Source organism: Nonomuraea recticatena, assembly GCF_039533245.1.
Lineage (GTDB): Bacteria > Actinomycetota > Actinomycetes > Streptosporangiales > Streptosporangiaceae > Nonomuraea > Nonomuraea roseola.
Window position 1 is genome coordinate 1 of record NZ_BAAATE010000138.1, and the last position, 843, is coordinate 843.

Annotated in this window: 2 protein-coding genes; both read right to left on the reverse strand. The window is 64.7% G+C overall.

Going from position 1 to position 843, the window contains the following annotated elements; genetic code table 11:
- Positions 1–351, reverse strand: a 351-nt coding sequence (locus ABFX50_RS50775) for a DUF3558 family protein (RefSeq protein WP_346158520.1), incomplete at its 3' end; no start/stop codon positions are given.
- On the reverse strand, positions 344–843 hold a 500-nt coding region (locus tag ABFX50_RS50780; RefSeq protein ID WP_346158522.1), incomplete at its 5' end, for a hypothetical protein. The genes ABFX50_RS50780 and ABFX50_RS50775, both read right to left, overlap by 8 nt.

Sequence of the window (843 nt, forward strand, 5' to 3'; positions counted from 1 at the left end):
CTCGTTGGTCACGAACCCGACGAGGTAGGTGAAGGGGTCGCCGAAGTCGGGGCTGTACTGGCAGGACGCGACGTCCGTCAGCTGCCCGATCGTCGAGCTTTCCTTGGAAGCCTTGACCACTCCGAGCTGCTTCATCTGATCCGGGGTGAACGCCTTGCACGGGTCGAGACCGTCGAGTTCGAGCACCGCAGGGCGGGTCGACGCCTGGGCGCTGCTGGAAGGCGACGAGGTCTGCTCGGTGGCGCCTCCCTGCCCGATGGGGGTGGCGGATCCGGTTTTCCCGGTGGTGCACCCCGCTGCCAGGAGTCCGATGAGGGGGAGCGCGACGAGAGCGGCGCGGGCACTACGCACTCTGACCTCCGGCCAACCGGCTCTTGATCTGCTCTTCGGTGAAGCCGTACTCCTGGGCCGCCGCGCGCAACTGGTCCAGCAGATCGCTCAGGCTCTCGATGTACTGCTGGACGCGCTTGGCGTACGAATCGTCGTCGAGAACGAGGTTGTTGTTCCACGCGGTGACGACGCTGACCGTGATGGGGTCGGCATCACCCACAGCCCTGATCATGAGCCCGGACTTGCTGCTGCCGAACTTGCGCGTGAGCGAGTCCAGCTGAGTGCTGATGATCTGCACAGCTTTGAGGATGTTGTCCTTGTTGACTTCGAACTTCTGCGAACCCGCACCAGCCGCGGTGTCCATGATCTCCCCAAGGCGCTTGTTGGCGGCAAAGAAAGCGGTAGCAGCCCCGCCGACAGCACCCCCAGCGAGCGCAGCCACTCCCAGCAGGGATTTCTCCTCCACCACACCCTCCCCGGCACGGTTGGTAACAGGACGGTCCCAACTGGCAG